Origin of the sequence: Microbispora sp. CA-102843, assembly GCF_050936215.1 — a bacterium.
GTDB lineage: Bacteria > Actinomycetota > Actinomycetes > Streptosporangiales > Streptosporangiaceae > Microbispora.
This window is the reverse complement of record NZ_JBNJNF010000001.1, coordinates 4,366,205-4,384,434: the sequence shown is the minus strand read 5'-3', so window position 1 is coordinate 4,384,434 and position 18,230 is coordinate 4,366,205. Positions and strand designations below refer to the sequence as shown.

Sequence of the window (18,230 nt, the reverse complement as noted above, 5' to 3'; positions counted from 1 at the left end):
AGAGGCCGACAAGACGCAAAAAGATGGAGGAGTCCGGCTTGGACACTAATGTTCTTTGCGTCCGATACCTGTTGAAGAGGGAGCATGCCCATGGCGGAGATCGACGACATCGACCATCGGCTGCTGCGCCTGTTGCGCGAGGACGGGCGCAGGACCTTCTCCGAGATGGCCGCCGAGATCGGCCTGTCGGTGGCGGCCGTCAAGCGGCGGGTCGACCGCCTGCGCGAGATCGGCGTCATCACGGGCTTCACCGTGCGCATCGACTACGCCAAGCTCGGCTGGGGCATCGAGGCGTTCACCGAACTGCGCTATCCCGGCACGACCCCGGTCGGCAAGATCGTCCGTACCGCCACGGACGTGCCGGAGGTGCAGGAGGTGTTCACCATCGCCGGCGACCCGGACGCGCTCATCCACGTCCGCGTCCGCGACCTCGGCCACCTCCAGCAGGTCATCGACCGGCTGCGCCGCGCCGGCGACGTGACCGGCACCAAGACCCTGCTCGTGCTCGGCTCGTGGACCCGCGACATCGGGCCGGTCGACGACCTCAGTCGTCGCCCTCCCGCGCGCTGAGGCCGGTGGCGTTCAGGAAGTCGACCAGCGGGCCGTCGGCGAGCCTGCCGGCCTGGTACGCCTGTCGCAGCTTGACGAGCAGGTCGCGGACGCGCCGCCCGGCCTTGTCGCCCCTGCCATGGCCCCTGGACATGTCCCTGGCCGTCTTCCTGACCGCCTCGTGGGCTTCGCGGGCCAGCTTCGGCTCGATGCCGCCCCGGCTCTCCTGCTCCTGGACGGCGTGGTCGAAGGCGGCCAGCCACTCCTGGTAGCTCCGGTAGACGCGGCGCGCGGACGGCGTGGGAGACGGCTTCGGAGACGGCCTGGGGGACGGTGTCCTGGACAGCCGGGGCGTGGCGCTGGGCGAGACCTTCCTCGCCGGGGTGGGTGACGTCGCGGCGCGGGTGGCCGTCGGCGACTGGGCCGCGACCGCGGGATCGGCCTGCCCGCCGCCGTCGGACAGCGCCGCCACGCCGATCGTGACCGCGGCGAGGCCCGCCACCGCCGCGCCGAGACGGATGAGCGTGCGCCGCTCGGGCGACGACCCCGCGGTACGGCGCGCCGGGACGACGGGCGGCGGGGCGTCGAGCAGCGCGGTGTCGCCCGCACGCGCGCCGCCCGCGTACGGCGCCTGCGGCGGGGGCTGCGCATGCATTCCGCCCTCCCGCGCCGGCGTCGCCGCCGAGGGGGTGACGGCCGCCAGGATCCGGCGCACGACCTCCGCGTCGGCTGGCCGGGCGGCGGGGTCCTTGGCCAGCAACGCCATGATCAGGCGCTCCAGCTCGGCGGGGATGTCGGGGCGGTGCCGGGTGGGCGGCACCGGGGCCTGGTGGATGTGCTGATACACCAGCTCCGGCGCCGACCCGGTGAACGGCGGGTGCCCGCACAGCAGCTCGTAGCAGACGCACCCCAGCGCGTAGAGATCGCAGGCGGACCCGCCGCCCCTGCCGTCGATCTGCTCAGGAGCCAGGTAGGCGGCGGTGCCGACGACGGTGCCCACCATGGTGAGCCGCGCCGCCTCGGTCGCCACCTGGGCGACGCCGAAGTCGACCACCTTGAGCACGCCGCTCGCGGTGAGGTGCAGGTTGGCGGGTTTGACGTCCCGGTGCACGACTCCCGCGCGGTGCGCGGCGTCCAGGCCCGCGGCGGCCTGGCTCATGAGATCGCACGTCTCCGCCACGCCGTACCGGCCCCGGTCCAGCAGCTCCGCGGCCAGGCTGCGGCCGGTGAGCAGCTCCATCACCAGGTAGGGCCGCGCGTCCTGCTCGCCCACGTCGAGCACCGTGACCACGTTGGGATGGACGACGCGGGCGGAGGCGCGGGCCTCGCGGGCGAAGCGCTCCCGCGAGGCGACCCCGGCGACCTGCGGCGTGAGGATCTTCACCGCCACGGGGCGGTGCGCCCGCAGGTCCCGACCCCGCCAGACCTCGCCCATCCCGCCCTGGCCGATCAGCTCCTCCAGCTCGTAACGACCGCCGAGCGTGGACGGCACCACGTCCCGCACCTCCTCATGGCCACTCGCGTCCCGTTGATCGGGAGCCAACCTATCCTCTCGGACAGGCCGAGCGAGAACGGCCGGATCGGCAGGATCGGGAACGCCTACCGGGCGGGCGGGGCGGGGCGGGCCCGGAGGCCGTCGAGAGCCATGCCCAGCACCCGCTCGCGCTGGTCGTCGTCGACGAACCCGCCCCCGGTGATGCCGGAGATCATCCGCAGGACGTCGTCGAAGGTCACGTCGCCGCGGACCTCCCCGACCTCCCTCGCCCGGTCGAACAGCGGCTCCCCCGCCTCGTACATCGCGGCCCGGCTGGAGCGCATCATCTCCGAGTCGCGGTTGAGCGCCTCGTAGATGGCCCGCTTGGTGGCCGCGTAGTCCACGAACCGGCGCAGCCAGGCGGCCAGCGCCTCCCACGGCGGCAGGTCCGCGACCTGCCCCGCGGCACTGCACAGCTCGTCGATCTCGTCCAGGTACACGCTGTCGAACAGGTCCTGCCGCGTGGGGAAGTTGCGGTACAGCGTGCCGATGCCGACCCCGGCGCGCCGGGCGATGTCCTCCAGCGAGGCCTGCGTGCCGTCTTCGGCGAACGCCTCGCGCGCCGCGGCGAGCAGCGCGTCGAAGTTACGCCGCGCGTCGGCGCGCTGGGGGCGCCGCACCCTCGTCCGGGGGCCTTCGGCCGCCTTCTCGTTCACCGGGATCCTCCCGAGGTTGTACCGGAGGCATACCTCCGCTAATGTGGAGGCACGCCTCGACTTTAGCAGGCGGGCATTCGCGTTCGCGTCTTCCCTGTCAACGCCGCCCAGTTCATCGTCTTTGTTTCGTCTTGTTACGCGCCGTCCCCGTGGCCGGGGAGCGGCGTCACCGGCGCGCCTCGTCGCGCGGGTTCCTCCTGTCGAAGGATGTCGATGTCACGCACCACCTCGCCGCAACGGCTGATCTTCCTCGCGCTGGCAGCCGCCACGGCCTCGTTCTCCATGCTGCAGTCCCTGGTCAGCCCGGTGCTGTCCACCATCCAGCACGACCTGCACACCGGTCAGAGCACGGTGACCTGGGTGCTCACCGCCTGGCTGCTGTCCGCGTCCGTCGCCACGCCCCTCATGGGCCGCATCGCCGACATGATCGGCAAGGAGCGCACGCTGCTCGTCGCGCTGGCCGCCATCGCCCTCGGGTGCCTGGTGGCGGCGCTCGCCCCCAACGTCGGGGTGCTGATCGCCGGGCGGGTCGTGCAGGGGCTCGGCGGAGCCGTGTTCCCCGTCTCGTTCGGGATCGTCCGCGACGAGTTCCCCGCCACCCGGGTCCCCTCGATCGTCGGCGTCCTGTCCGCCGTCATCGCCGCCGGCGGCGGCGTCGGCATCGTGCTCGCGGGCCCGATCGTCGAGGCCCTGGGCTGGCGGTGGCTCTTCTGGATCCCAGCGATCATCGTCGTCGCCACCGCGTTCCTGGCGTACCGGTACGTCCCCGAATCCCCGGTGCGCACGCCCGGCCGGGTCAACTGGGTCGCCGCCGCACTGCTGTCCGGATGGCTGGTGGCGCTGCTGGTCCCGCTCAGCATGGCGCCCTCCCGGGGGTGGGACTCGGCCGCCGTGATCGCGCCGCTCGCCGCCGCCGTGGTGCTGTTCGCCGCATGGATCACGGTCGAGCTGCGCTCGCGCGACCCGCTGATCGACATGCGCATGATGCGGCTTCCGGCCGTGTGGACGACCAACCTGGTCGCGCTGCTCTTCGGCGCGGGCATGTTCGCCTCGTACGCGTTCCTGCCGCTGTTCGTGCAGATGCCGGCGGCCGTGACGGGCTACGGCTTCGGATCGAGCGTGACCGGGGCCGGGCTGCTGATGCTGCCGATGCTCGTCACGATGGCCGTCGCGGGCACCGTCAGCGGACCGCTCGCCCGCGTCGCCGGTGTCAAGGCCCAGCTCGTCTGGGGCTGCGCGCTCGCCGCGCTGTCGTGCGCCTGCTTCGCCGCCTACCACGACCGGCCGTGGCAGCTCGCCGCCGCCACGGCGGTGTTCGGGCTCGGTCTCGGCCTGGCCTACGCCTCGATGACCAACCTCATCGTGCAGAGCGTGCCGCCCCGGCAGACCGCCGTCGCCGGAGGCATGAACACCAACATCCGCACCATCGGCGGGTCCGTCGGCACCGCCGCCGTCAGCGCCATCGTCACCGGCCGCCTGCGCGCCGACGGCCTGCCGTACGAGTCGGGCTTCACCACCGCCTTCCTGGTACTGGCCGTGACCCTGGCGGCCACCGTCGCCGTGGCGCTGCTGGTCCCGGGGGCGCGCCGCCGTACGGCGCCCGCCGCCGAGGCGGCCGAGCGGGTCCCGGCGGGCGCGGCGCGCTGAGACCACCGAATTGGGACCACCGAATTGGGACCACCGAAAGGAGACACACATCATGCGGAGGACATGGCTCATCACCGGCGCGTCCCGGGGCCTGGGACGTGCGCTGGCCCGGGAGGTGCTCGAACGCGGCGACCGCCTCGTGGCCACCGCCCGCCGGCCGGAACGGCTGGACGACCTCGTCCGGGCCCACGGCGACCGGGCGCGCGCCGTCGCACTGGACGTCACCGACGCCGCCGCGGCGCAGCGGGCCGTACGGCTGGCCGTCGAGGAGTTCGGCTCGCTGGACGTTCTCGTGAACAACGCGGGCTACGCCGATTCCGCGCCCATCGAGGAGACCTCCGACGAGGACTTCCGGGCGCAGTTCGAGACCAACCTGTTCGGCGTCGTCACCATGACCAGGGCCGCGCTGCCGGTGATGCGCGCGCGGCGGTCCGGTCACATCCTGCAGATCGGCTCCGTGGGCGGCCGGGTCGGGGGCACGCCGGGGCTCGGCGCCTACCAGGCGGCCAAGTTCGCCGTGGAGGGGTTCTCGGAGGTGCTGAACAGCGAGGTCCGGCCGCTGGGGATCACCGTGGTCATCGTCGAGCCCGGCGGGTTCCGTACGGACTGGGGCGGCTCGTCGATGCGCATCCCGCCGGTGGGGGCGGACTACGAGCAGACCGTCGGCCGGATCAACGCCTACCGGCGAACGGTGGACGGCGCCCAGCCGGGCGACCCCCGGCGCGCGGCCAGGGTGATCGCCGGGCTGGTCGAGCTGGACGAGCCGCCGCTGCGGCTGCTGCTCGGCTCCGACGCGCTGCGCATGGCCGAGCAGGCGTCCCGCTCCCGCCCGGCCGAGGCGGAGCGGTGGGCCGCCGTCAGCCGTTCGACGGACTTCGACGGCGTCGTGGGACTGACCGAGGAGCCGGTCGCCCGCCTCCTCGCGCACGGCGCGCGGTGACGGCCCGCGGAGGGCCGGCCGGGTCAGGCGCGCAGCTCGGGGAACTGGTCGTCGCGCCACTCCTCGGACAGCCGGGTACCGGCCGCCGCGGCGTCGGTCTCCCTGGCCCGCAGCTCGACCCGCCGGATCTTCCCCGAGATGGTCTTGGGCAGCTCGGCGAACTCGATCCGGCGCACCCGCTGGTAGGGCGCGAGCCTCTCGCGGGCGTGCCGCAGGATGGCCGCGGCGGTCTCCCGGTTCGGCTCCCAGCCCGCGGCCGGCACCACGTACGCCTTGGGCACGGCGAGGCGGATCGGGTCGGGGGCGGGCACGACCGCCGCCTCGGCCACGGCGGGGTGCTCGATGAGCACGCTCTCCAGCTCGAACGGCGAGATCTTGTAGTCGGACGCCTTGAACACGTCGTCGGTGCGTCCCACGAAGGTGATCGAGCCGTCGGCGTCCCGGACCGCGACGTCGCCTGTGTGGTAGAGGCCCCCGGACATGGCCCCCTCGTCGCCGTCCAGATATCCGGTCATCAGGTTGACCGGGCGGGCGGCGAGGTCGAGGCAGATCTCGCCCTCGTCCGCCGGTCGGCCGGTCACGGGATCGACGACGACGACCGGGACGCCGGGAAGGGGGCGGCCCATCGAGCCGGCCTTCACGGGCGCGCCGGGCGTGTTGGCGATCAGCGCGGTCGTCTCGGTCTGGCCGTACCCGTCGCGGACGGTGAGCCCCCACGCCCGCTCCACCTGGGCGATGACCTCGGGGTTCAGCGGCTCCCCGGCGGCGAGTGCCTCGCGCAGGCTACCCGGCCCGCCCCCGAGGTCGGCCTGGATGAGCATCCGCCAGACCGTGGGCGGCGCGCAGAACGTGGTGACCCCGGCGCGCCGGATCTGCCCGAGCAGGGCGGCGGCGTCGAAGCGGGAGTAGTTGTGCACGAACACCGTCGCCTCGGCGTTCCAGGGCGCGAAGAAACAGCTCCAGGCGTGCTTGGCCCAGCCGGGCGAGCTGATGTTGAGGTGCACGTCGCCCGGCCGCACGCCGATGAAGTACATCGTCGTCAGGTGCCCCACCGGATAGGAAACCTGGGTGTGCCGCACGAGCTTCGGCCTGCTCGTCGTCCCCGAGGTGAAGTACAGCAGAAGCGGGTCGCCGGGGGAGGTCCGGGCCTCGAACGGCTCCGGCTCCGGTGTCGCGTAGGCGTCGCCGTACCGGAGCCACCCGCTCGCCTCGCCCACGCAGACGCGGCCGTAATCTCCCGGCACGCCGTCGAACTTGTGCGTGTCGGCCGCGTTGGCGATGACGTGCCGGACACGTCCCCGCGCTACGCGGTCGGCGAGGTCCGCCGCGCCCAGGGCGGTGGTCGCCGGCATGATCACCGCGCCGAGTTTCATCACGGCCAGCATCGACTCCCACAGCTCGACCTGGTTGCCGAGCATCAGCAGCACGTGGTCGCCCTTGCCGACCCCCTGGGCGGCCAGCCAGGCCGCCACCTGATCGGAGCGGCGGGCCATCTCGTCGAAGGAGTAGCGCCGCTCGGAGCCGTCCTCCTCCACGATCCACAGCGCCGTACGGGCGTTTCCCCGGGCGATCGCGTCGAACCAGTCCGTGGCCCAGTTGAACCTCTCGCCGAAGGCCGGCCAGGCGAACTCGCGTGCCGCCCGCTCGGGCTCCTCCCTTAAGGAGAGCAGCAGGTCGCGGGCTTCCCGGAAGACATGGGTGCTGGTCGTCTCGCTCACGGTGACTCCTTCGTCGCGCAGGCCACGGAGGTCAACGTACGACCGTCCCTCGCGCCGTGTCACCCCCGAAGATCCACCAACAGGGAGTCGGCGACGCCCTCCTCGTAGACCGCGATCCCATGCTCACGCATCGCGTCCGCGAGGGCGGGATCCCAGGGCGTGGGCACCGGCCGTTCGGTAAGCCGGAGGTGCTCGTCGCCCTCGGGGAGGTCGCCGAGGTTCGCAAGACCGGCGAGATAGTCGGCGGCGGTCATCCGCCAGGGCTCCGCGCCATGGCGCCGTGCGACGGCATTGGCCATGTCCACTCCCGGCCAGTCGAAGTCGCCGTGGTAACGCAGGCGGGCCCCGCCGCGTACGGCGATCGCCGCCAGCCGGTGGAAGGCCGCCGAGGGGCGTCCCTCGGTGCAAACCAGGGGCGGGCATTCCGGTCCCAGCTCGGCGGCCGCGCGCCGCAGGACGGCCGGATTCTCGGAGACGTGGACCACCGGGGCGCGCAGGGCGATGGAGAAGGTGTTCAGCTGGTGGAGCGTGACCTGGAACGGCGTGCCGAAGCGGGCGGCGCCGGTCAGCCACTCCCCCAGCCCCTCGCCCTCCGCCGGCAGGTTCAGGACGAGGATCCGGCTGGCGAGGTCGTCGACGACCACCTCGTAGCGGTCCCACAGATCGCGGCGCTCCTCAGCCGTGCTCGGAAGCGGAACGCCCTGGCGGATCGCGAGCGCCCGCAGAACCAGGGTGGACAGGGTGGTCCGATGGTTGAGGGCCTTGGGATCGTCGGCGACCTCGGCGGCCAGCCCGGCGAGGGTGACGGGAGCGCTGCCCTCGGGACGGGCCTCCAGGAACTCCAGAACTCGGACGGCCTGCGCGAGCACGCCGACGGTCTCCGGCCGCGCGATGAGCCTACCCACCGTGCCGTTACGACTCACCGCACCCAGCCAGGTGCGGAACCACTCGGCGCTCTCGTACAGCGGGCTCTCCTCGGCAGGCCGCAGGGCCGCACGCCTGGTGGCGAGGCTGCGGGCGGCCTCGGCGGGACGGTTCGCCAGTGGGCGGCCGTCGAGGGCCTCCAGCAGTTCGGCGAGGGTGAGCCCGGTGCCGGCGTATACGACTGCGTCGAGTTCGCGCAGCGTCACGGAGGCACGCCCGACACCGAGATCGCGATGGCGGCCGGTGATGCCGATGATCGCATTGCGTTCCGCCTCGTCGGGCTTGCCGACTCCGACCGATCCGTCCAGGCTGCCGCCGTTGCTTTCCAGGCGGCGCCGCGCGGCGCGGAGCAGGCGCTGGTATTCCGCTCCCCGGTAGCGCTTCACCGCCTCCGAGGCCGAGGTCATATCGCGGCCTCCACGTCGTCGGGCTCCTCGTCGCCGTCGGCGGCGAGGAGGGTGCCTTCGGTGAGAGCGGGGGCGCGGCGGCTCGGGCGGAAGCCGAGCAACGTCTCGGCCAGTTCCTCGTTGCCGGAGAAACCGGCGTCGGCGTCGATGGTCTGGGCGCCGTCCCAGAGCATCAGCATCGCCGACACCGCGTGCGCGCTCTTGTCGTGGTGCATGTCGTAGTGCGCGGCCATCGGCACGGTGTCGAAGTGGATCCACAGGTCGTGGCCGGTCATGAGCAGGTCGAGGCCGAACTTCACGGTCAGGCCCAGCAGCTCGGGCTTGTATCGGTCGTCGATGCCGGCGAACGCCTCGTCCAGCGCGATCGCGCGCGGGCACGTGGGCTTGGCGGACGAGTAGAGGGCGTTGGCCGCGGCGAAGAGCGGGAGGTGGATGGCCGCCGACTTCTCCCCGCCGGACATCTCCTCGTGCTTGGCCCGGGTGAGCTTCACCTCCTTCTCCCCCGGCACGGCGAGCACCAGCTCGAAGCCGTACCAGGTGCGGTAGTCGAGCACGTCGGCCAGGGCCTGCTTGTAGGTGGCACGCGGATGGGCGGCCCGGTAGTCGCGGATCATCTCCCGCAGCAGGCCGCGCAGCTCGGCCAGCCCGGCCGCGCCGAGCCCCTGCGCGTCCCGGTCGAGGAGCCGCGAGACACCGATCTGCCGGTCGTTCAGCCGGTCGGAACGGCCCCATCGGATGCCGATCCTGGTGCCGGACGACATGGGCCGTGACCGAGTGTCGTCGTTCATTCCGCGCACCAGGTCGCGTGCGGTGCGGACCCGGTCGTGCACCTGCTGGGCGAGCGCGGTCAGCAACTCGTCCTCCAGCACCGTCCGCTCCCGCTCCTCGAGCAGCATCCCCTGCTCCTGCACGCGGTCGGCGACCCGCCGGGCGAACGCGGCGACCGGATTGCGGCCGCCCTCGTCGCTGACGTAGACCATGACGACGCCGGTGGGGTCGTGCTCCAGGCGGTAGTCCTCCGCGCAGCCGTCGAGCGCGTCCTGGAAGGTCCGCAGCGAGGCCGACAACCGGCTCGCGGCGTTCTTGAGCGCGCTCTCCCCGGGCACGCGGATGTCCGCCATCTCCGCGGCGAAGGCGTCCAGCAGCGCGGCCACGTCTCCCGGCAGCACCCGGCCGACCAGGGCTGCGGGATCCGGCGGCGGTCCACTGGAGTGGGCGGACAGCTCCGCCGCCACCGACGCGGCCGCCTCCGCCGGTTCGGGCCAGCCGACGTGGGCGGGCCACGGCGCCGTGGCGGTGACGCCGAGCAGCGGGCGCAGCTCCAGGTGCGCGTACGGCCCGAAGGCCGCGACATGCTCGAAGAGGTGCCCGAGCGCCTGGCCGAGGGATGCCTGGCCGTGTTTGAGGTCGTTCTGGGCGACGATCAGCGTCTCGTTCTCCCGCGCCGCCGTGGCGGCATGCTCCTCGCACCGCCCGCGGACCTCGGCGAGGCGGCGCTCGGCCTCGCCGATCTGGGCGAGCACCTCGCGCAGCGGCGCGTCCAGGGCCTCCTCGCCCGCCCTGAGCTCCTCGGCGTCGGCCCGATGCTCCCGCTCCTTGTCCTCCAGAGCGCGGGAGTCCGCGTCGTGCCGCTCGCGCTGCCGGGCGATCGCGGCCTGGCGGGACGCCAGGTCCCGCTCCTCGGACGCGGCCCGCTCGCGGCCGTCGTGCAGCCGCTGCGCCGTCGTGAGGAAGTCGTCGACGGCCCGCGCGACCGCGTCGACCTCCAGTTCCGCGACGGGCATGCTCCGTTCCGCCGCGACCTGCCGCAGCCGCCGGCGCGCCGCGTCGACCTGGGCCACCGCGGCGTCGAGGTCGCGGCGGCGGTCCGCGAGCGCCGACCGCGCCTGGGCCAGCAGCGCGGACTCCTGCGACACGCGGGTGACGGCTTCGACGACCGCCGTGGCGGGCGGGAGCTCCCGCCGGGCCCGGGCGAAGTCGTCCAGGCGGCGGTTCGCGCGCGCCAGGTCGCGCTCGGCGTCCTCGTGCGCCCGGCTCGTCTCGCCGATCATCTCGTCATACTCGGCGAGCCTGGCCGCGCGGCGGTTGGCCCGGTTCGTGGCGCCGATGTACTCGGGCGACGGCTTGGGCCTGGCGCCGAGGAGGAGGCCGAGACCGAACTGGGCCCGGCCGGTCACGATCGGCACCGGTCCGGCCTGTTGGTCCCGGTTGGGCGTGACCGTGTCGGCGACCGCGACCGACCGCAGCACGTCCGCGACGACCGCCGCCGGCACCAGGTCCTGCTCCTCCGGCACGAGGACGTCGGCGAGCGTACGGCCGGACGGGCGGCTCTTCTCGGGGAGCGGGAGCAGGTAGCCGTCGGATTCCAGGACGGCGACGGCGTCGAGGGTGTGCCGTGCCTCCGGGTGCACCCAGGCGGTCAGCAGTCCCGCGCCGTAGAGAGCGCCTTCGAGGCCGGCGGCCTCCTTCTCCTCGAGGCCGTCGGCGAACCGGACGAGCCGCCACAGGGGCGCCCCTGGGCGTCCGTCGCGGTCCGCCGTCCGGCGGTCGTCGTGCGGCGGCGCCTCGTCGCGTTCCGCCGCGATCTCCTCCCGCTCGCGGCGCAGGCGGACGAGGTCGGCGGCGAGGTCGCGCACCCGGGCGGACAGGCGTTCGGCGGACCTGGCCGCCTCCGTCCGCCGTTCCTCGGTTCGCACGCTGTAGACCTCGGCCAGGGACGGCGCCCCGGCGTCGCCGGCGTGGGCGAGGGCCTCCGCCAGCGCCTCCACGTCGGCGGGCCCGGCCACCGTCACGTCGTCCTCCGGGAGCGCGCCCTGCGAACGCTCGTCTCCAGGGGGCTCCGGCGAGCGGGCCCAGCGGCCTGCCCAGGCGTCGAGCGCCTCCCCCGCGAGGCGGCGCGCCGTCGCCAGCGCGGCGTCGGCGGCCTCGCACCGCGATTCCCGTTCCCCGACGTCCTTGTCCGCCTTGTCCCGGTCGGTCTCCGCCCGCAGGCGGTCCCGCTCCGCCCCTGACACCCGGGCGATCTCGTCGCGGACCTTCGCGACGTCGTCCCGGCGGGCGGTGGCGCGTGCCCCCGCCGTCGTGAGCAGGTCGTCCCCCGTGTCGGCCGGGCCGTCTCCGTCGTGGGAGACGCCGGCCCGCTCCGCCGCGTCGGCGAGGTCGGTGGCGTGACGGACGATCGCCGCCCGTGCGCCCTCCAGCCGCTCCGCGAGTTCGCCCGCCTCGCCTTCCAGGGCGGCCAGGTGCTCGGCGCCGTCCGCCAGCCGGGCACGCTCCCGTTCGATCTCCTCGCCCGTCTTGGCGATCTGACGGCGGCGCAGTTCCAGCTCGCCCCGCGCGCGGTAGGCGTCGTCCGCGCGCAACGCGGTGAGACGGCGCTCCAGCCCTTCCCGCTCGGCCTCGGCCGCGGTGGCTGCCGCCGAGGCGGCCTCGCGTGCGGCCGCGGCCCTCTTCCTCGCCTCCTCGGCCCGAACGAGCGTGCGGGCGTGCTCCACCGCGCCGTCCATCTCGGTGTTGACGCGGGCGAGCCGGGCCTTCGCATGAGTGCGCAGGTACGCGACGTAGTCGGTCAGGAACGCGCGTACGGCCGCGTCGGCGACGGCGAAGTCGTCGAACTGCTTCTGGACCGCCGCCAGGTTCTCGAAGTCGCGGGCCGCCTGGTCGACGAGCTCCTCGTCGATGGGGCTCAGACCCGAGGTGAGGGTGGCCGAGACCTTGTCGGGGTCGAGGTCCTTGGCCAGCAGCGGGCGGCGCAGCGCCAGCAGCAGGTCGAGGAGCTGGGTGTAACGCTCCCTGCCCAGCCCGAACAGCCGGGCGTCCACCGCGTCCCGGTAGTGCGTGGCGGTCTCGCTGTGGGCGTCCGCGCCGAGGACGGCCTTGAGCTGCCGCTCGGTGAGCGGCCGGGAGTCGGGCGCCAGCAGCCCGAAGTCGACGCCGAGGCGCTTGTCGGTGACGAAGAACGAGGTCCGCACCCCGTCCCTGTGCCGGTGCGCGCGGATGCCGATGATGAGGGTGACGGTCTCGTCGGTCTCGTCGGGCTCCCCTCCTATCTCCCGCCGGGCGAACTCCATCCACACGTAGCCGTACTCGGCCTCCTGCCCCCGGTAGAGCAGGTTGGACTTCATCGTGCGGTTCTCGCCGCTGAACGGGTCGAGCCGCCGCGCGTCGGCCACGCCGTCGAGGATGAACGGGAAGAGCACCTCCAGCGCCTTGGTCTTGCCCGAGCCGTTGTGCCCGCGCAGGACCAGGCGCCCGTCGGCGAAGACGAACTCCTCGTCCACGTAGTCCCAGACGTTGATCACACCGGCTCTGGTGGGCTGGAACCGGTCGGGCGGCGGCGTCATCGCTCCTCCTCCTGCGTGGACGAAACCTCCTGCATGGGCGAACCCTTCTGTGCCGACGGCTCCGGCAGCGCCACCAGCGACAACTGGCCGCCCGAGGTCCTGGTGGGCAGGGCGGCCCGGATGTTGCGATATCGCAGCGCGGCGGGCAGGACGAGCACGCCGCCGGGCACCGGCCTGAGCAGCATCAGGTCCGCGAGGAAGCCGACGACGGCGTCGAGCAGCCCCAGGGGGTCCTGCTGCCAGGTGGTGGTGAACGAGGCCGCCCCGAACTCGTCGTACAACTCGGTCGTCATCGCCTCGAGGCGGCTGCGCTCCACGAACGGCGCATCGGCGGGCGCGGGCCGGTCGTCGGGGGACGGCGGCTCGGCCTCGGAGGGGGACCAGGCGAGCTCGGCGACGATTCCGTCGCGGGGCAGTCCCGCGTCCATCCGTGCCACGAGGTCGGCCTGGTCGTCGGCGAGCGCGGGCACGGGCAGCGGCTCCGGCACGTGCTCGGGATCCTCCAGCAGGTCGGCGACCTTCGCCAGCAGGAGCCCGGCCGCCCGGCTCACCGCGTTGCCCCGGCCCGGGAACGGCCGGTCGGTGAAGACGCCTCCCGGATCGGCGAGCATGACGCCCTCCGCGCGCCGTTCCAGGACCAGGCCGGTGAACCGCACGAGGTCCTCGGCGAGACCCGGGGCGCGCAGCGCGTCGGCCACCTCGGGCTCGACGTCCGCGTAGTACACCACGGGGAACTCGACGAGCAGCCGCCGCGCCGTGCGGGCGGGGTTCGAGTGCGGCGGCTCGTGCACCAGGCCGGCCGCGCTGGTGAGGTGCTGGACGGGCCGGGCCGGCTTGAACAGCACCGCGCAGATGTCGTGGTCGATGTCGTACAGCGCGTCGCCGCGTTCGATGTCACGCGCCCACCACTCCAGGCTGCCGTCGGACAGCCGGAGCGCGCCGCGGTCCACCAGCCAGCCCAGCACGTCGACGATGGCGGCCTTGTGCGACCCGATCGCGGGGTCGAAGCCGAGACCGTCGATGGAGTTGGCCAGCGGCGTGAAGATCCGCACCAGGTCCGCCAGGCTGATCTCGATGCGGGAGCGCTGGAACGACCCGAGGACCAGGCACAGGTAGGCAAGCCTGCGCCGGTCGAACGGCTTGCCCTTGCGGGAGAAGATCGATCGCTGGGTGTCGTCCAGGACGTCGAGTCGGCGGACCAGCCGTACATGGTGGGTCGTGGCGATCAGCGTGTAACCGAGCAGTTCGCGGAAGTCGCGCGTCATCTCGTCGGCCCAGCGCAGCACCTGGTCGAGCACGCCGGGCCGCGGCCGCTCCTTGGTGATCAGATCGCAGGTCAGCACGCGGCGGACCGCCTGCTGGTAGGAGCCGAGATCGGCGACCGAGACGCCGGCGGCGGCCCGGGCACGAGGAGTCGTCACCTGGAACCCCCTGCCCCCGAGCCTGTCACCGGCGTCCGGCCGGCGAGCTCGACCCGGAACCCGGGCAGGTGGAGCAGTCCCTGCGCGGTGCGCACGGCGCTTCCGGTGTCGCACGGCACGAGCCGGACCATCACGGCGTCGTTGGCGCCGGAGCCTCTCTTCAGACGGCCGGCGACGACCGTTCGTCCCTCCAGCGCCCGCGTCATCAGTTTCAGCAGGATGCGGGTCTCCGACTCGTCGAGCACCCGCCCGTGCGCGCCCAACTCCGTCAGGTGGCCGGCGGCATCGCGCTCGGCCGCGCGTTCCGCGGCCTGCTCGCGGCGCAGCGCCGCCCGGGCGCCGGGGTTGCCGCGCACCGGCACGGGCACGCCCGGGGTGGGCGCCTTACCGCTGCGGAAGAGCGTGACCGACACCTCCACCCCCGGCGCGTCCCACCACGTCGCCCTGGGCGAGATCTGCTCGGTGTCCTCGTGGGCGGCGCCCAGGTGCCGCGCGCTGCGCAGGTTGAACGCCGCGCCCATCAGCGCGTGGGCGGCGCCCTCGTCCGGTGCGTTCCAGACCCACTCGGCCAGATGCCGCAGCTGGGTGGCCCGGTTGACGCCGCCGCGCTGCGCCTCCGAGATCTGCCGCAGCAGCGCGATCACCCCCGACACCGCGATGCGCGTGGCGTTGCGCAGCTCACCGGCGCGGGACTCCTGCGATCCCTGGGGGGCGAACCACGCCCGCAGGGCGGACCAGCGGCGGCGCCAGTCCTCCAGCCGCTCGTGCCGGTCCATGAAGGGCCGCTCGTCCGCCGCCGCCGCGCGGTCGAGCAGGGAGGCCAGGCCGCTCTCCTCGACGTCGCGTACGGCCGTAGCCAGGCGGGGCAGGTAGCGGTCGAGCTCCGCCATGAACTCGGACATGTGCGTCAGCAGGGCGTTCTTGTAGCGCAGGAACGTCTCGGGAGAGGCGTCGGTGGACCGGATGATCTCGCCGAGCGTCACGTGGAAGTGCGCGGAGCGGCGCCCCATGTCCTCCATCACCGAGTCCAGCCGGGACAGCCGGCGGTAGACCTGCTCGCCCTCCCCCGCGCGGTTGGCCGCCGCGAGCGCCTTGAGGTCCTCCAGGATGTCGGAGAAGACCAGCCGCGACAGGTTGGCGTCCTGGATGCGGGCCGCGAGCAGCCCCTCGACCGAGGTGTACGCCCAGTAGCCGAGCTCGCTGAACTGGTAGACCGACTGCCTGTTGCGGTAGCGGACGAGGTTGCCGGCCCGGGACGCGTCGTCGAACCGGTGCACCACCCCGTCCTCGTACAGCGCGTCCAGCCGGTCGCGCAGGTTGCCGTCGAACGTGGGGACCTCGTCGTGGAGCCGGGCCAGCTCGTTCAGGGCCGCCTGCACCTCACCGGCGTCCACCTGGACCTGGTGCACCTCCCGCAGCCGGTCCATCGCCCGCAGGACCCAGAGATAGGCCACATGGTCGTCACGCCTGGTGAAGTTGAACAGCCTGAACCGATCGCTGATCGCCAGCGAGTCGAGGTCCAGCGCCCTGCGGTCCGCCATCCGGTCCCCCGATACATGTCACCCGATCGCGGAGTCCCGCCCACGAGAGGCGGGCGGGGCTCCGCGTGCCGAGAAGACCGTATTGGAGGGCACCGACAGTTGCGACCGGCACCCGTGACCCGCCGCAGCTCTTGCGTGGGTTTGTCAGCTCACCGACAGGGAGTAGCTGTTGGTGCGGAAGTCCATCCCGCCGCTCGACGAGGTGATCTCATAGCCGAACTGGACGTCGCCCAGCGTCACGTCGCCGAACTACTTGTTCGTCCTGAGCCAGTTCAGCACCGCCTTGACGTCCACGGTGCCGGAGGTGGCGTTGCTCCGCCGGACGAACGAGAACACCTGGTTGGAGCCGTTGGAGCCGCGGTACACGTCCCAGCTGTGGCCGCCGACCGACACGCTCGGTCTTCCTCTCCGCCGTAGGTCCCTTCCGGCGCCGCCCGTCGGGCGCCGTCGAATCCGCGGCGTCGAAGCGCTTCGACGCCGCTTCGACGAGCCGAGACCTTCAACGCCGGGAGTGGGGTCACCGTAGGGCCGCGAGCACATCGAGGAAACCCCGGCGTGAAAACTTCTCCGACTCTCCTGGTCAAGCCCGCCCCGGCCCGAGGCGCCCGTGAAACTTCCACGCCCTGGCACCTGGAGGCCCGGGCGTCACCGGAGCCCGTGTGCCTCCGCCCAGGCCGCGACGGCCGCGGCGATCAGCTCCGGATGGTCTTCCGGGGTGTGGTGTCCCGCGACCTCGTCGTACTGCCGGATCTCGAGGCCGGTCATGTTGGCCGCACACCAGTCGATCATGGCCTGGTGCACCATCGTGCCGGGTCCGGGCGCGAAGGCGAGCAGCAGCTTCGGCACCTCCGCGCTGCCGGCCAGCCACTCGTCGTACGCCTCCATGCGTGCCACCACGTCGGCGGGCTCACCGCCCAGCGGCATCGAGCGCGCCCACCGCAGCAGCGGCAGGCGGCTCTCCCGGGTCGGGTACGGCTTGCGGTAGACGGCCAGGTCGCTCTCGTCCATGGGGGCGGCGACCGTGCCCGGCAGTCCCTGTTCGATGAAGGCGTCGTCGTCCAGGATCATCTTCTCCCCGACGCCCTCGGTCTTGATCGCCGCGAACAGCTCCCGGCCGCCTTCGGGGAACTCCTCCCAGGTCATCGGCTTGACGATGGTCTCGGTGAAGGCGATCCCGCGCACCCGGTCCGGGTGACGGGACGCCCAGTCGAAGGCCAGCGCGCCGCCCCAGTCGTGGCCGACGAGGACCGCGTCGTGAAGGTCGAGGGCGTCGAACCAGGCGTCCAGATAGCGGGCGTGATCCGCGAAGGTGTACGCGATGTCGGGCTTGCCGGAATCACCCATGCCGATCAGGTCGGGGGCCAGGCGGCGTCCCTCGCCGATCGCGGGGATGACGTGCCGCCACAGGTGGGACGAGGTGGGGTTGCCGTGTAGGAAGACCATCGGCGCCCCTGAGCCGGTGTCGCGGTAGTGGATGGTGGAGCCGAGAACGTGCTGAACGGGCACGACAGGTCCTTTCAGATGTCGAGCTTCGCGATTCGATCGACCGCGATCTCGATGACGACGCGGCCGGGCGGGTTGGGGGGAACGGCGCCGTAGCGTCCGGCGTGGCGACGGACCGCCACGCCGACGCGGCCCGGGTCGCCGTGAGCGGCTCGGCCGGGAACGTCTCGATCGGACTCACCGGAAGGCGGCGACGTTGCGGCCGGCCCAGTCGGCGAAGGACCGGGGAGCACGGCCGAGGACGCGCTCGACGTCGGGGCTGACCTGCCGCTCGGCGTCCAGCGGCTCCCCCAGGATGGCGAGCGTCCCCTCCACCACCTGCTCGGGCATGAACCGCAGCATCTGCGCCCGAGCCTCCTCCCTGGTCTGCTCGGCGAACCGCACCGGCGCACCCAGCGCGGCGCCGATCGCCGCCGCCCGTTCCCGCGGCGTGGTCTGCGCGGGGCCGGTCAGCTCGTAGACGCGGCCGGCGTGCCCGTCCTCGCGCAGGACGGTCGCGGCGACCTCGGCGATGTCGGCCGGGTCGATGGTCGGCAGGCCGGTGTCGCCGAACGGGGCGGCGGCGGTGCGGCCGCCCCGGATGGACTCCGCCCAGGCGTAGGCGTTGGAGTGGAAGCCACCGGGACGCAGGATCGTCCACTCCAGACCGGATCGGCGCACCGCGTCCTCGAAAGCGGCGGGGTGGCGGTAGAACTCCGGCCTGGTTCCCGCCCCCTGCGAGGACAGCAGGACGACCCGCCCCATCCCGCCGGCCCGCGCGGCGCCGAGGATCGCCTGCGGGTCCTGACCGGCCACGAGCAGGAACAGCGCCTCCGCACCGTCGAAGGCGTCCTTCAGCCCGGTGGGGTCGTCCAGGTCGGCTCGCACGTGCCGTACGCCCTCGGGCAGTTCGGCGGTCCGCCGGGAGACGGCGGTCACCCGCTCACCCGCGGCGGCGAGCAGTGCGACCAGCTGCCTTCCGACGTTCCCGGTGGCACCCGTCACCACGATCATGATTACTCCCTGAGATCTGAGTTAGTTGACTGACCAAGAAGAAGGTAGCGGCTC

General features: G+C 73.1%; 13 protein-coding genes. 3 read left to right on the top strand and 10 right to left on the bottom strand.

Annotated elements, in window-relative coordinates:
• Positions 1 to 90 precede the first annotated feature (90 nt).
• On the top strand, positions 91 to 570 hold the full coding sequence (locus ACQEVJ_RS20235) for an Lrp/AsnC family transcriptional regulator (protein WP_433103190.1): 480 nt from the start codon (positions 91 to 93) through the stop codon (positions 568 to 570).
• Here the strand turns inward: ACQEVJ_RS20235 and ACQEVJ_RS20230 are convergent.
• Together ACQEVJ_RS20230 and ACQEVJ_RS20225 are read right to left on the bottom strand one after the other, a co-directional pair.
• Positions 545 to 2,053, bottom strand: coding sequence for a protein kinase domain-containing protein (locus ACQEVJ_RS20230; RefSeq protein ID WP_433103188.1), 1,509 nt, complete (start codon positions 2,051 to 2,053; stop codon positions 545 to 547). The genes ACQEVJ_RS20235 and ACQEVJ_RS20230 overlap by 26 nt on opposite strands.
• Before the next feature lie 95 nt (positions 2,054 to 2,148).
• Positions 2,149 to 2,739, bottom strand: a complete 591-nt coding sequence (locus tag ACQEVJ_RS20225) for a TetR/AcrR family transcriptional regulator (protein WP_433103186.1) — start codon at positions 2,737 to 2,739, stop codon at positions 2,149 to 2,151.
• A gap of 213 nt (positions 2,740 to 2,952) precedes the next feature.
• Here ACQEVJ_RS20225 and ACQEVJ_RS20220 point away from each other — a divergent pair, with 213 nt between their 5' ends.
• Positions 2,953 to 4,386: an MFS transporter gene (locus tag ACQEVJ_RS20220; protein ID WP_433103184.1), complete on the top strand. Its 1,434-nt coding sequence runs from the start codon at positions 2,953 to 2,955 to the stop codon at positions 4,384 to 4,386.
• Between the two features lie 52 nt (positions 4,387 to 4,438).
• Complete coding sequence (locus tag ACQEVJ_RS20215; RefSeq protein WP_433103182.1) at positions 4,439 to 5,326, top strand: oxidoreductase; 888 nt, start codon at positions 4,439 to 4,441, stop codon at positions 5,324 to 5,326.
• A gap of 23 nt (positions 5,327 to 5,349) precedes the next feature.
• On the opposite strand, the gene ACQEVJ_RS20210 is transcribed toward ACQEVJ_RS20215, so the two are convergent.
• The 8 genes from ACQEVJ_RS20210 to ACQEVJ_RS20175 all read right to left on the bottom strand — a co-directional run bounded on the left by ACQEVJ_RS20210 (position 5,350) and on the right by ACQEVJ_RS20175 (position 18,176).
• Positions 5,350 to 7,044: an AMP-binding protein gene (locus ACQEVJ_RS20210; protein ID WP_433103180.1), complete on the bottom strand. Its 1,695-nt coding sequence runs from the start codon at positions 7,042 to 7,044 to the stop codon at positions 5,350 to 5,352.
• Positions 7,045 to 7,103: 59 nt separating this feature from the next.
• Entirely contained in the window at positions 7,104 to 8,375 is a 1,272-nt protein-coding gene (locus tag ACQEVJ_RS20205) for a TIGR02679 family protein (RefSeq protein WP_433103178.1), read from the bottom strand.
• Positions 8,372 to 12,718 (bottom strand): SbcC/MukB-like Walker B domain-containing protein, encoded by a 4,347-nt coding sequence (locus tag ACQEVJ_RS20200; RefSeq protein WP_433103176.1) that lies wholly within the window; start codon positions 12,716 to 12,718, stop codon positions 8,372 to 8,374. The genes ACQEVJ_RS20205 and ACQEVJ_RS20200 overlap by 4 nt, the downstream gene beginning before the upstream one ends.
• On the bottom strand, positions 12,715 to 14,139 hold the full coding sequence (locus tag ACQEVJ_RS20195; protein ID WP_433103174.1) for a DUF2398 family protein: 1,425 nt from the start codon (positions 14,137 to 14,139) through the stop codon (positions 12,715 to 12,717). Before ACQEVJ_RS20195 ends, ACQEVJ_RS20200 begins: the two co-directional genes overlap by 4 nt.
• The gene (locus ACQEVJ_RS20190; protein WP_433103172.1) at positions 14,136 to 15,680 is read right to left on the bottom strand and encodes a TIGR02677 family protein; all 1,545 of its coding nucleotides are present in this window, start codon (positions 15,678 to 15,680) and stop codon (positions 14,136 to 14,138) included. Before ACQEVJ_RS20190 ends, ACQEVJ_RS20195 begins: the two co-directional genes overlap by 4 nt.
• Positions 15,681 to 15,929: 249 nt before the next feature.
• Complete coding sequence (locus ACQEVJ_RS20185; protein ID WP_433103170.1) at positions 15,930 to 16,073, bottom strand: GH12 family glycosyl hydrolase domain-containing protein; 144 nt, start codon at positions 16,071 to 16,073, stop codon at positions 15,930 to 15,932.
• A gap of 252 nt (positions 16,074 to 16,325) precedes the next feature.
• The gene (locus ACQEVJ_RS20180) at positions 16,326 to 17,186 is read right to left on the bottom strand and encodes a haloalkane dehalogenase (RefSeq protein ID WP_433103168.1); all 861 of its coding nucleotides are present in this window, start codon (positions 17,184 to 17,186) and stop codon (positions 16,326 to 16,328) included.
• Between the two features lie 174 nt (positions 17,187 to 17,360).
• Complete coding sequence (locus ACQEVJ_RS20175; protein ID WP_433103166.1) at positions 17,361 to 18,176, bottom strand: SDR family oxidoreductase; 816 nt, start codon at positions 18,174 to 18,176, stop codon at positions 17,361 to 17,363.
• Between the last annotated feature and the right edge of the window lie 54 nt (positions 18,177 to 18,230).